Origin of the sequence: Flavihumibacter fluminis, from assembly GCF_021491375.1 — a bacterium.
Classification (GTDB): Bacteria; Bacteroidota; Bacteroidia; order Chitinophagales; family Chitinophagaceae; genus Flavihumibacter; species Flavihumibacter fluminis.
This window is the reverse complement of the sequence record NZ_JAKEVY010000003.1, coordinates 160,549-173,763: the sequence shown is the minus strand read 5'-3', so window position 1 is coordinate 173,763 and position 13,215 is coordinate 160,549. Positions and strand designations below refer to the sequence as shown.

The following is a 13,215-nucleotide window of genomic DNA, read 5'->3' as shown; positions in this document are numbered from 1 at the left end:
TGATAGTATGTTATTATTAGCAACGGATTTGGATGGAACTTTTTTAGGTGGTAAAAGTGCTGACAAACAGCAACTGTACCGGGTGATTCGGGAGAATCCTACTGTCCGGCTGGTATTTGTTACAGGTCGCGGTCTTGAAACAGTAATCCCTCTTTTGAATGACCCTGTGATCCCTAACCCTGATTATATTATTTGCGATGTAGGAGCTACAGTAGTAAATGGCCGCACGCTCGAACCTATTCAACCTATACAGTCCGAAATTGAAAACAGGTGGCCGGGTTCCCTTGTGGTGAATAACCGCCTGAAAGATATCCGTGGCCTGAAACGCCAGGAAGTACCTATGACCAGGCGCAGTTCCTATTTCTTTGATCATGAAACCGATATGGAGCAACTAAAGTCTTTTGCTGCCGAATTGGGTTGTGATGTGCTGGTTTCAGCAGGGAAGTTCCTGGATGTATTGCCACCGGGTGTTAATAAAGGATTTACCCTCAAACAATTAGTGAAATTGCTCAGTGTACCCGAGGACCAGATCCTTGTGGCCGGTGATACCCTGAACGATCTGTCCTTATACCAGACAGGTTATAAAGGTGTTGTGGTTGGTGCAGCCGAGCCTGCGCTGGTTGAAGCAACAGCCGGACAATCGCTTATTTACCAGGCGGAACGCCCGGGATGTGGTGGTATCCTGGAAGCCTTCAGAGCATTTGGAGCGTTTAATCAATATGATCCGGCGCTGGAGGAAAGCAATGAAATGCCTGCTGCCGGTGAAAACCAGCTGCTGATGGTATATCATCGCCTGCCTTATGAAATCAGGGAAGTGAATGGCGAACGTAAACATGTGCCGCCAACCAGCCCCAATGGTATCATTCCCTCCTTGATGGGTTTTTTCCGCGAAGGCCGGTCCGGTACCTGGATTGCCTGGGAGGAAGTTGAAAAAACCGGCTCGCAATTGCGGAATATCTACATCGATGAAGAAAAATATCCCAACCTGTTAGCAGGTAGAATCGGGCTTACTAAAAAGGAAGTGGAACTTTTTTACAAGGTGTTTTCAAAAGAAGCTTTCTGGCCTACCATTTTCTCTTTCATTGATAAAGCCAGTTTTAACCACGACCACTGGGATCATTATGTTCGCATCAACCGGCTCTTTGCAGAAAAGACAGCCAAAGAAGCAGACTATGGCGCCAATGTCTGGATTCACGATTACAACTTATGGATGGTACCGGGAATATTACGCCAGTTAAGACCTGATCTTAATATTGCGTTTTTCCATCATACCAGTTTCCCGCCGGCTGATATTTTCAACATCATCCCCTGGAGAGGTGATATTATTGGAAGTCTGCTCCAATGTGATTATATCGGATTCCATATTCCCCGCTATGCAGAAAACTTTGTGGATGTAGTAAGAAGTTTGTTGCCTGTTACGGTTTTGGAGGAGCAGAACTGCACCGAACGATTCCTCAGCTATAGCTGCCCGTTAGGTGTTGAAAAAATGCCGCGACTCATTGAGGCAGGATCCCGCAAAGTGAAGCTGGGCGCTCATCCTATTGGTGTACATACCGGTTATATCAAGGAGTGTTATGAAAAAGCACAACGCAGGAAGTTGGTGCAGCAACTCCGGGATCAGGTAGGTGAGAATAAAAAGATCGTATTGAGTGTAGAGCGACTGGATTATGTAAAGGGCCCGCTTGAAAAAATTTACGCATTCCAGGAATTCCTGGAAGAGTATCCGGAGTTTCATGGAAAAGTAGAGCTGATCAATATCTGTACGCCACCTGCAAAAGGCATGAAGATTTATGAAAAAGTGCAGCAGGAGCTGGAACAGGCGGTTGGAAAAATAAATGGCAAATACAGTCGCATTGGCTGGACCCCAATTCATTTTTTCTTCCGGTCTTTTCCTTTTGAAGAGCTGGTTGCCTATTATGCGGTTTCAGATATTGCCTGGATTACCCCCCTGCGAGATGGCCTCAACCTGGTAGCAAAAGAGTATGTGGCAGTACAGGGACTCAAGGAAGAAAACAAAGGAGTGGTTATCATTTCTGAATTTGCCGGTGTTTCGGTTGAAATGGGCTATGCACTCCGGACGAATCCTTATGATAAACGTTCCCTGAAAGATGTGCTCTTACAAGCCATATTGATGGAACCGGAAGAAAGAGATATGCGCATGTCCCGGTTATTCGATACCGTAAATTATTATGATATTGGTTACTGGAGTAATGATTTCATGCAGGAAATGGAATCCATCAAATCATTACAATACCATTTTTAATAGCATACAGTACCAGTCCGATACGGGTTGAAACACCCAGTTTGTCGAACAGTACATCCCGATAGCTGTCCACTGTACGGATGCTGACCCCCAATGCATCTGCAATTTCACGGTAGGTCATCTCCGTACAGGCCAGCTTGAGGAATTCGAGTTCCTTATCAGAAAGTTTGGGAGGATCCAGTGGGGATATGCTGCTGGTCTGTCCCGGATCATTTTTTAAACGCTGTGCCATCCTTGGCGAAAAACTTTCATTCATATAATAGCCCTGATCCCGGATCTGAACCAGTGCCTGGTAAAATTGTTCGGGATGGCTGTCTTTGATCATAAAACCCCTTGCTCCCAGTCGCAGCATGCGAATGAACACATAATCGGCATCTAGCATACTCAATACCAGCATTTTTGTTCCCGGCAGGTGAGAATGGATCCATTTGGCTGTTTCATATCCATTCATGACGGGCATGTTTACATCCAATAAAACGATGTCTGGTTTTTTGCGGGTGGAGATCAGTTCAATAAATTCTTTTCCGTTATTGGCCTGGAGGGTGACTTCAAAGCCTTTGAATTCGTTGATGATTTTGGCAAGTCCATTGCGGAGCAGGACATGGTCGTCGATCATCGCAATCTGAAGATTCACAGGAGGTTCAAGGTGATTCATAGAAGGCAAATGTCAATGAAAATATCTAAGTAAAAAGCAAATATTGTACTTGGAAAGGATAGCGTAAAAAAATCCCCGCCTGGAAAAGGCGGGGAGTTCCAACTTCAACCCCGCCTTCCATCTCATCGATGCGGCGGCCGGGTTGGTATATAGAGCAAGGGTGTTATCGCAACAGAGAGGTCAGGATTACCAGCGGACTGGCATCAAGGTCGGTAGCTGGTAAGGAAGGCAATGCTTTCACGGAGGGCAAAAGGCGCGAACTGTTATCAGTATCCTCCTCGTTCATTACTGTAGCTTCTGCTTTCACTTTAATGGTGTCCTTTTTTTCAGGCTGGTTTTTATCCGGTCCTTTGTATTCATATTTCTTCTCACCATCTTTTATTTCACCTTCGATGATTACACCATCACTTTCAATCTTGAATTTTCCTTCTTTGATTTCCTTCTCGGCCTTCTCGCTGGTGCGTTTCAGGCCATCGCGGGTCATGATGTATTCGACATTATTATCCCAGGAATAGGAATCATCCCAGTTATTGTCCCAACTCACATTAAATCCTCTTCTGCGATTTACATTTACATTGAACCAGTCGAAGTCTTCCACGGAGCGGTCGATTTCAACCTTTTTGCCGATAGGAACTTCTACTACCACCAGTACCTGTTGGTTGCGGAATTTATCGTCGGCAGTGATCACAAAACCTTTGGGTAACTGCAGCACGCTGTCCTGCTGATTGATCGGGAATTTTATATGCTCAGCCAATTCCCTGGCTTTGTTATTGGTGTTACTGCGACTGAAGCGGATCGTGTATACATGATAGTTACTATCGTTGCTTTTTACCACATTCACCCGAACTGTTTTCAGCATAAGACTATCGCGGCTGATGCCATAAAATGGAGCATCTTCATCCCATTCGATACCAAACAAGTCGTCGCCATAGTAGCGGATATTATTACCCACTGCCTCCACATAGAGTTTGTCTTTGCTTGGCTGGTTGATGCTAACGGTATCTTCCACGCCAGCACGGTTTTTGAAATTGCGGGCCATCAATCCGGCCAGGAAAATAAAGCTGAACAATCCGATTACCCACAAACCACCGAAGGTATATCCCAGGTAATTATTAGTGCTTTTCACTCCCATGATGCGGCGTACCAGCCAGGTAATCAGTGCGATGATAGGTACGCCCATGAAGAGGATCAGACTGGACCAGGCCAGACTATTCTGCCAGAAACCTTCCAGGAAGAAATCCTTGATGGGGAAGATCGCCATACCACTGAACAGGATACCAAGCAGGGCAGCAAACAGGGAGATGGCAATGATGGCTGCAATGAACAGGAAGAAAGCTTTGAACAATATTCCGATTACATTACCCAAACCGGATCCGGCTTTACGGGCAACCGGCGCGGCTTCTTCTGCGAAGGTTTTTCCGTGGGCACTGAATTGCTGAGCAGTTTGTTTTACTTCGGCTCCCCAGTTCTGGGCACGGGTCTTAAAAGACTCCAGATCACCTTTAACCGTATCGCGGATGGAGTTCAGGTCAATACGCTCACCTTTCATTTCCAGCTTTTCAGCTGCAGTGGTGGCATAAGGCACTGCGATCCAGAGGACCAGGTACACTACAAAGAGGGTAGATCCCAAACCGCCGGAGATGATCCGCGGACCCATCATAAAATCCCAGTCCCAGAAGAAGGCATTGAATCCGCTACCCACAATACCCAGTATGAGGGGGAGGGCAAAGATCAATCGAGGAATCCAGGTAGCAATATTGAAATAGACTGCCAGGCCTCCGGCTACACCGGCGATGACTTTATCATCGGGGTTACGGTACAGGCGCTTGGTGATATTAGAACTGAGTGATTGAGAGGGTACAATAATCCACAGCAGGATATATACCCAGAAGAGTGCACCGAAGAGCAGGACAAAGATGATCCGCATGATCACCGGGTCGATGCCCAGGTAGTTGGCCAGGCCGCTACACACACCACCGATGATTTTGTCATCCGCATTGCGGTACAGGTTTCCTCTGCGGAAAGTACCAGTGTTATAGGTGCCGGAGGAGGAGCTGCTACCCTGGTAACCAGCAGATTGGTTGGGAGCTGATCCGGTGCTGCTGCCCATTCCGGTAGCAGTGAAAGCATCTGCTTCAGCAGCTTCCAGTTCTTCCGGGCGGCCCATACCGGCGATGATGGAGTTAACATCCTCATCGGTAATGCACACGGCACCTTTTTTCAGGCGGTCAGAAAACAATTCGGCGATCCGGCCTTCGATATCATTGATGATCTCGTCACGCCCCTCTTCATTAGCGAAGTAGCGACGCAGGCTCTCGGTATATTGCTTCAACAGATCGAAAGCGGTTTCCTCTATAGGAATCACCCGACCGTGGAAGTTTATATTGATGACCTTTTTCATAATTGATAAGTATTAGCAGGTTGAAGTATTAGTTGGTTGTTGGATTCTCAGGAATATTTGGTAGCGATTCGGACTTGCTGGTGAGTGCTTTCACTCCGTTTGCCAGTTCTTTCCAGGTCGCTTCCAGTTCCTGGTAGAAGGCCTCCCCTTTTTCAGTCAGGGAGAAATATTTCCGGGGAGGACCGGAATTGCTTTCTACCCAACGGTAGGTGAGCATGTCTGCATTTTTAAGGCGGGTCAGCAATGGATAGAGCGTGCCTTCCAAAATTTGAAGGTTGGCTGCCCGCATCTCATCCACAATATCACTTGGATAGGCTTCGCCGCGGCGGATGATGGACAGGATACAGAACTCCAGTATCCCTTTCCGCATTTGGCTTTGAGTGTTTTCTATGTTCATGGCATTTTTTGTTTAAGGGGCTGGTGGCAGAGAGGCGAGGGGATAAGGTTTAAAATTGTTAGGATAAGGTTCGTTCGCCATCGGCCACCAGCCCTGTTCTATACCTTTGACAACACAAATCTATAGAAAGTTTCAGTACTATGCAAAATAAAGTACCGGATTAAGGAAGGTAATTTTGATAAGATTCTACCTTGTTTAAAGCGAAATGCAGTCTGGATAAGGGTTTTATGAATTTAAGGACCGACAAAGAATTTTTATGCCATTCGATGAGCGGTCTATTTTTGGGTTGAATGGTTGCTTTTTTGATCCATAAGTGGACTTTGGTGGGAAGAAAAAAGGCTGTACCCTGGAATGGATACAGCCTTTTCTTATTTCAACCGCCTTTGGCGGATGCCACCCGACCGGTGAGGAAAAAAATCAGTTCAGCGGTTTGGGGTAGGAAAACTCATCCCGGTTGAGCGCTTTGGCGCGGGGATGAATTTCATTCGCGGTATCACCCTCATAGAGCCGGCCATTTTTCATCACCCAACGTACGGAGTCAGAATGCCGGATATTTTCAAGGGGGTTGGCGTCGAGTATCACCAGGTCCGCAATTTTTCCAGGCTCAATGCTGCCCAGGTTGGCATCCAGGCCCAGGGTTTTGGCACCCAGGATGGTTGCGGTCTTCAGCGCATTGTGATTGCTCATTCCGCCACTTTGCATAGACCAGAGTTCCCAGTGGTAGCCCAATCCCTGGAACTCCCCATGACTACCAATGCCTGCCAATGCACCTTGCTCCACCATGGCTTTCATACTCTCCGCATGTTTCTTAAATACATGTTCTTCCGGAAGGAACCAGCCCTGCACCCGCCTGGTTTTGGATGCGAGTTCTTCATACGGCATGAAATGCTGCATCTTTTTATTGTGATAAGGATTCTCTGTCTGGAAATAATAGTTTTCCGCCCAGGGACCACCATAGGCAACTAACAGGGTGGGTGTCACCGCCATCTGGGCTTTTGCAATCGTAGAAGTAACGTCCTTGTATAAAGGATAAATCGGGAGGGAATGTTCATGACCTGGATAGCCATCAATCAGATTGGTCATATTCAGTTTAAAATTCAATCCGCCTTCTGTGGTGGGATGTAAACCCTGGTTGCGTGCTGCATTCAGAATCCACTGGCGCTGCTGGCGATTACCTGTCAGGTACATCTTTATATAATTGGTATGGTAATACCTGGAATACTGCTGCAGGATGCTTTCTGCCTGGGCGGAGTCTTTTACATTATAAGACCAGAACCCAACACCGGGACCTGTTGAATAAACCCTGGGGCCCACCATTTGCCCTGATTCCACCAGGTCAGAATAGGTAAGCACATCCGTGGTTCCGGTTTGGGGATCCATGGTAGTGGTTACACCATAAGCCAGGTTCGCTGCATAAATCCAGATTTGGTTTTTATGCATGGTCCAGTTTGGCCACATATGGGCATGGGTGTCTATGAATCCCGGGACAATCGTCTTTCCGCTGGCGTCCATTTCTTTGGTTCCCTTCGGGATTACCAGGCTTCCGGCAGGACCTACCGCCTTGATGCGGTTGTTCACTACGAGCAAATCTCCTTTTTCATAGATCTCATCTCCTTTCATAGTGATGATACGGGCATTGCGAAATACAATAGCACCCTGAGGCAGATCCCGCTGATAATAAATTTTAATAGCTGTTTCAATTGGCTGGTAGCCGGATTCTTTTTTGGTGGAATCCTTTTTGGCAACCAGACTGCTGTCTTTGCGTGTGCTATCACTGGCGGGTTTGGTTGCTGCCAGCTTTTTGGCAGCAGCAATACTGTCTTCTATTCGACGAGCTTCCTCCAGGTCGTACACAAAATGCGCATTTCCCAGGCTCCAATGAATCAGCTTACCATTCTTACCCCATGCCGGGAACTCGCCTCCAATAGTTGTCAGCTTTTTAGCAGGGAAGTTGGCGTTCTCTGCATCTGCCAGGTTGATGGTAACTGTTTTACCGGTTTGCGGCAGGGTGAGCCAATAGATTTCATTATTAATTTGTGCCAGCGCGCTTTTTCCATCGGGAGCAATTTTTATCCGGGAAGCATTGGATGGCAACTGCATTTCCATCGCCTCCGCATTGGCTGATGTAAGGATACAGGCATCTACACCCGGGTTGCCATTTTGAAAATGACTCATTCCATAGGTAGTGATCCCGGTAATTTTTGCATGGATCTTTTCATCGCTTCCATCCCATTGAATGGAAACCAGCTGTCCGTTGTTGTTGAGGTAAATTCGGTTGTCCATTGTTGTGAAATGTGGCTGGTAACGCCCCATTACCTTATCTATTACAGTGATCTCTCCTCCGGTTGCGGGAATCCAGGCCAGCTCTTCTTCGGCATTATTGTAACCTGGACCCGCAGACTTCTTATATGTTTCTGTTGATGCCCGCTGAAATATGATGCGGTCGCCTTTGGGTGAAACTTCCAGGAACTGATAAAGGCCGGGTTCCCGGGTCAATTGCTGAACAGCTGGCTTGCCAACAATCGTGGCTTTGAATATATGTCCGCCTGCGGGTGTCCAGGTACTGAATACCAGGCTGTTTCCGTCCGGTGACCAGGCAGGCATGGCTTCTGTGAAATCATTCGAAGTTATTCTTTTCGGTTGTCCATTGGGGTAATCCATCACATAGAGTCTGTTCAATGCAGTGAAGGCTAGCTTTTTCCCATCCGGTGATGGAACTGCCTGCCGGATTTGTGTTACAAGTGCATGAGATGTATCTGTGATGGGAAACTGAAAATCAAGCTGAGGTCCCAGTTCCAGTATGGTTTCCACCTGGAAAGGAATATCTGTGGGTTTGGAACCATCCAGGGGAATACGTTTGATTTTTCCACCGGTTGAAGCGATAAGGGCTTTGCTGTCAGGTGTAAAACACATGCCCGGCAAAACACCCATAGTGGCAATACTTTCCTGTTCATCTCTTTGAAAAGGATAGAGTAACCAGGATTCCTTTCCGGTTTTAAGGTTTTTCAATATAAGTCCGGTATTCTCTTCATAGCGTGTTCCATACACCATCCAGTTACCATCTTTTGAAAGAACAGGACTGAAGGCTGAACCATAGCGATCTGTGATAGTATGGTGTCGGGCTTTCTGGCGATCATACACCCCAATTTGGTATTGCGGCAAAGGTGCATTGTAACTCCAGCCTCCATTACGGGTAGAAAAATAGATGGTATTACCATCAGCACTTACAGCAGGGTCGATGGTTTTAAGAGTAGCCGGGGCGTCAATCAGTTGAACACCGCCTCCTCCATTTTTATGTATCATGTAGAGTTGCACATTGATACGGCCTTTTGAGAAAACAATGTATTCTCCATCAGGAGTCCAGGCAGCACTTGGAAAATTCATGTTCCTGTCTTTGGTAAGCTGAACCGTATCCTTTTTCTCCAGGTCAATATACCAGAGGTTTTCAGCACCGCTTCGATCGGATGTGAATAGGATACGTTTGCCATCCGGACTGTATCTCGGATGCGTATCAAAGGCCATGCCTCGGGTGAGCTGGGTAGCTTTACCGCCGGTGGAAGGAATGGTGTATAGATCACCGAGCAAGTCAAAAACAATTGTTTTGCCATCCGGACTCATATCAACCGAAATCCAGGTGCCTTCGCTGGTTGACACCGGAATATTGCGCGCTGTTTTGAGGGGTAGATTTTTAAAAGGAGTGTACAGCAGGCTGTCTTTTTTTGTGGTATCGGTGATAGCCTGCCTGTTTTGAAAAGGCCGGCCGGGATCGGCGGATACGGTTTTGGCACCCAACAACAGGGTCAAGCAGACCGGACCAGCGGTCAACAATTTGATCAAACACATAAAGGGGAATTTAATCCCAGAAATTAAGGATTAAAAACCATTTAGAGCTTACCCTTCATGTAACTGGAGGAAAGAAATTTTATTTTTTCAGCCCTATTTCGCGCAGGCGTTCATCCAGGTATTCGCCGGCGGTTGCATCCGGATAGGCTTTTGGATGGTTGGCGTCTACACAGGAATCCAGGCAGGCAAGGCTCATCTTGCTTTTCGGATGGAGGAAAAAGGGGATGGAATATCGACTGGTACCCCACAATTCGCGGGGTGGATTTACTACCCGGTGGGTGGTGGAACGTAATTTATTATTGGTTAAACGCTGCAGCATATCCCCCACATTTACAACAATCTGTTCCGGCAGGGAGGTAACCGCTACCCATTCATTTTGTTTGGTGAGAATCTGAAGTCCATCAGCGCTGGCACCAACCAGCAGGGTAATCAGATTGATATCTTCATGTTGTTCCGCGCGGATGGCTGATTTCGGTTCTTCCTGAATGGGAGGATAATGAATTGCTCTCAATATGGAATTGCCATTGTGGATATGTTCATCAAAATAATGCTCATCAAGGCCGAGGTAGATTGCAATAGCCTGCAACAGGGCTTTTCCCGAGGTTTCGAAAGCACGGTAAGCCTGGTTGAATGTTTCCGTAAAACCGGGAACTTCATCAATTTGAACATTATCCGGGTATTCTGCTTTTTCCGGAACATCTCCAATTACTGTTTGTCCGTGCTGATAAAATTCTTTGAGATCAGGTGCATCACTGCCTTTGGCGTGTTCCTTACCAAAGGAAGTATAACCTCTTTGTCCGGCCAGCTCCGGAATTTCATATTTCTTTTTTTTCTCAGCCGGCAGTGAAAAAAATTCCTGTACCTGCTGGTACATCCGTTTGATGAGTTCATCCGGGATGCCGTGATTTTTGACAGCCACGAATCCTACCTCTTCGTACGCTTTACCAAGTTGCTGTACAAATTGTTGTTTAAGGGAGGCATCTCCACTCAGGAAATCGGCGAGGTTTACAACAGGAATGGGCATAACAGTGTGTTTTAATTATTGACAATTGGAGTATTGAATGTAATAAAACTGTTTTTAAATACAGAGACTAAAAAATCCGTGATAATTGTTACATACAACAATTGCACAGGTTGGTTTATAAGTGATTACTGTCACTGTAAAACCAGCGCTTCAAAAATAGTTTTGTCATCAAATTCAGATTAGATGACACAACCACGTTTATCAGGAATTTTTTCTCTTCTATTATTTTTGACAGTTACACAAATATGGGCACAGGATTCTGTAAAGGTACTGTCACTGGAGCAAGCTGTATCAACTGCAATTGAAAATAATGCCCGGTTAAGAATAGCCGCAACCGATGAAGAAATTGCAATGGCCAGGTACCGGCAGAGTGATGCGGTTTACCTGCCTCAGTTATCAGTATCATATTCAGCATTAACGACCAACAATCCATTGAATAGTTTTGGATTCAAACTACAGCAACAGGCGATCCGACAGGCCGATTTCAATCCTGATTTACTAAATAACCCATCCAATACAGGAGATTTTATGACAAGGATTGATTTGCAGCAGCCGCTGATAAATCCGGAGCAATGGTATATGCGAAAGGGGGCACAAAAGCAGGTTGAAATGATGCGATTGCAAACGAGACGGGGAAAGGAAATCGTTCAATTTGAAACGGAGAAGGCCTACCTGCAGTTGCAATTGGTTTATGAATCTGTAAGAGTTGTAGAAGAAGCATTACAAACAGCCCGGGAGGTTTATCGTTTTACAAAGGATCGTTATGATCAGGGGCTTATGCAAAAAGCTGACCTGCTAAATGTTCAGGTGCAGGTTGTAACAATGGAAGCAAATCTTGCAACGGCAAAAAATAATATCCGAAATGCCTCGGATTATCTTGGATTTTTAATGGGCAGTGAGCCTGGTATACAATACCAAACAGCGTATGTATCTTCTGTAAATCAACCGGAGACCTCCTTATCGGTTCCACTCGAAAGAACCGATTTTTTGGCCATGAAAAAAGCAATAGAGGCAAGTAGCCTGATGATTAGTTCGAGTAAAAAAAGTTATTTACCCAAATTGAATGCCTTTGGTACATACCAGTTGAATGACAGATCAATGTTTGGGTTCGGATCAAATGCATATTTCGCAGGAGTGCAATTATCCTGGGATATCTTTAAAGGATTTCGCACCAAAAATATGATTGCCACCCAGCTTGCAGAAAAAAGCAAGCTGGAGCAACAGCTCAGCGAACAAGTCGCACAAAGCCAGCTGGAGTTGCAAAAAGCAATCCGTGATGTTTCAGATCATGAATATCGCATCCGGCAGCAGGAAGCAGCAGTAGAACAGGCTGCAGAAGCCGTTCGGATTCTTAGGGATCGTTACGGGCAAGGGCTTGCCAACACTACAGATCTTTTGCTTGCACAAACCCAGTTGTCGCAGCAAAAATTACAACTTGTACAGGCGCAGTATAAGCTGCAGGTTACCAGGGCACAAATTAAGTTACTCACTACTACCTCAAATTAAATATTCAGCACTATGACTCAGGGATTTTTATACTCAATATTATTAACTGGCAGCATGTTATTGTTAGCTGCCTGTTCTTCTGACGAGCATCAGCAGGCTGTGGAAAAAAAGCCGGCACCTATTGCGGTTGAACTTTCATCTCCAGTAGTTAGTGGGACAGGAAATATAGTTGCAAGCGGAAAAGTTGAAGCCATACAAACTGCTTACATAAGTACCCGTTTGATGGGTGTCATTACCAGTTTGCCTGTAAAATTGGGAGATCGTGTTCAGAAGGGTCAGGTTCTGGCGGTTATCAGCAGCGATGATTTGAAAGCAAAAAGGGCACAGACAGATGCGATGATTAGCGAAGCAGAAGCCAACTTGGAGAATGCTGCCCGTGACCTGGAAAGATTTACTGTTTTACATCAAAAACAAAGTGCTTCCGCCAAAGAGCTTGAAAATATCACCCTGCAATATAATGCTGCAAGGGCAAGAGCAGAAGCAGCGCGCCAGATGAAAAACGAAGTAACAGCCTTGATGGGATACGCCACATTAAAAGCACCATTTTCTGGAATAGTAACACAAAAAAATGCAGAGGCAGGTTCAATGGCAAGTCCGGGTATGCCATTGCTTGCTATTGAACAGGGATCAGCAATGCAGATTGTTGCAGCTATTCCGGAATCTGAAATCAAACGGGTTGAAAAGGGCGCGACGGCAAGGATTGAAATCAAATCCAGTGACAAAATTTTTTCGGGTAAAATATCCGAAATAAACCCTTCCTCTCAGTTTACAGGCGGGCAGTATCTGGTCAAAATCAGTATACCTGAAGGGGAACAAAAAGGTGTTTATTCAGGAATGTATGTGAATGTGAATATTCCGCTGAAGACTTCAGATGCAGGTAAAACCGGGGCTATACTGGTGCCTAAATCCAGCTTGGTTGAACGGGATCAGCTTTATGGTATTTATACCATCAGTAATAATAGTACGGCCTTATTGCGCCAGGTGCGGTTAGGGAAAACGGTTGGGGATCAGGTAGAAATAATATCAGGATTGGGAAGTGAAGAAACTTTTATTCTGAAAGCAGATGGGAAATTATATAACGGAGCTCCGGTAAAAAAACAATAAGCAGGGAAATTATCCAAACTAC

8 protein-coding genes are annotated in these 13,215 nt (G+C 45.8%); 3 read left to right on the top strand and 5 right to left on the bottom strand.

Annotated features, from left to right (window positions below; genetic code table 11):
* Positions 1–7 precede the first annotated feature (7 nt).
* Complete coding sequence (gene ggpS / locus L0U88_RS11945) at positions 8–2,263, top strand: glucosylglycerol-phosphate synthase (RefSeq protein ID WP_234866295.1); 2,256 nt, start codon at positions 8–10, stop codon at positions 2,261–2,263.
* Here ggpS and L0U88_RS11940 read toward each other — a convergent pair.
* From L0U88_RS11940 to L0U88_RS11920, 5 genes are all read right to left on the bottom strand, one after another.
* Positions 2,238–2,918 carry a response regulator transcription factor gene (locus L0U88_RS11940; protein ID WP_234866294.1) on the bottom strand — a complete coding sequence of 227 codons (681 nt, stop codon included), beginning with the start codon at positions 2,916–2,918 and terminating at the stop codon, positions 2,238–2,240. The genes ggpS and L0U88_RS11940 overlap by 26 nt on opposite strands.
* A gap of 163 nt (positions 2,919–3,081) precedes the next feature.
* Entirely contained in the window at positions 3,082–5,319 is a 2,238-nt protein-coding gene (locus tag L0U88_RS11935; RefSeq protein WP_234866293.1) for a PspC domain-containing protein, read from the bottom strand.
* 28 nt (positions 5,320–5,347) lie between these two features.
* The gene (locus tag L0U88_RS11930) at positions 5,348–5,716 is read right to left on the bottom strand and encodes a PadR family transcriptional regulator (protein WP_234866292.1); all 369 of its coding nucleotides are present in this window, start codon (positions 5,714–5,716) and stop codon (positions 5,348–5,350) included.
* A gap of 417 nt (positions 5,717–6,133) precedes the next feature.
* The gene (locus L0U88_RS11925; protein ID WP_234866291.1) at positions 6,134–9,559 is read right to left on the bottom strand and encodes an amidohydrolase family protein; all 3,426 of its coding nucleotides are present in this window, start codon (positions 9,557–9,559) and stop codon (positions 6,134–6,136) included.
* 79 nt (positions 9,560–9,638) lie between these two features.
* Positions 9,639–10,583, bottom strand: coding sequence for an isopenicillin N synthase family dioxygenase (locus tag L0U88_RS11920; protein WP_234866290.1), 945 nt, complete (start codon positions 10,581–10,583; stop codon positions 9,639–9,641).
* A gap of 183 nt (positions 10,584–10,766) precedes the next feature.
* On the opposite strand from L0U88_RS11920, the gene L0U88_RS11915 reads away from it, so the two are divergent.
* Both L0U88_RS11915 and L0U88_RS11910 read left to right on the top strand, forming a co-directional pair.
* Positions 10,767–12,089, top strand: a complete 1,323-nt coding sequence (locus tag L0U88_RS11915) for a TolC family protein (RefSeq protein WP_234866289.1) — start codon at positions 10,767–10,769, stop codon at positions 12,087–12,089.
* 54 nt (positions 12,090–12,143) lie between these two features.
* Positions 12,144–13,193, top strand: a complete 1,050-nt coding sequence (locus L0U88_RS11910) for an efflux RND transporter periplasmic adaptor subunit (RefSeq protein ID WP_234866288.1) — start codon at positions 12,144–12,146, stop codon at positions 13,191–13,193.
* The last annotated feature ends 22 nt before the right edge of the window (positions 13,194–13,215 follow it).

Bases quoted from the DNA above. Each gene is read 5' to 3' on its own strand.
- L0U88_RS11940 (WP_234866294.1), bottom strand. From the start codon at position 2,918: ATGAATCACCTTGAACCTCCTGTGAATCTTCAGATTGCGATGATCGAC.
- L0U88_RS11915 (WP_234866289.1), top strand. From the start codon at position 10,767: ATGACACAACCACGTTTATCAGGAATTTTTTCTCTTCTATTATTTTTG.
- ggpS (WP_234866295.1), top strand. From the start codon at position 8: ATGTTATTATTAGCAACGGATTTGGATGGAACTTTTTTAGGTGGTAAA.
- L0U88_RS11930 (WP_234866292.1), bottom strand. From the start codon at position 5,716: ATGAACATAGAAAACACTCAAAGCCAAATGCGGAAAGGGATACTGGAG.
- L0U88_RS11920 (WP_234866290.1), bottom strand. From the start codon at position 10,583: ATGCCCATTCCTGTTGTAAACCTCGCCGATTTCCTGAGTGGAGATGCC.
- L0U88_RS11910 (WP_234866288.1), top strand. From the start codon at position 12,144: ATGTTATTGTTAGCTGCCTGTTCTTCTGACGAGCATCAGCAGGCTGTG.
- L0U88_RS11925 (WP_234866291.1), bottom strand. From the start codon at position 9,559: ATGTGTTTGATCAAATTGTTGACCGCTGGTCCGGTCTGCTTGACCCTG.
- L0U88_RS11935 (WP_234866293.1), bottom strand. From the start codon at position 5,319: ATGAAAAAGGTCATCAATATAAACTTCCACGGTCGGGTGATTCCTATA.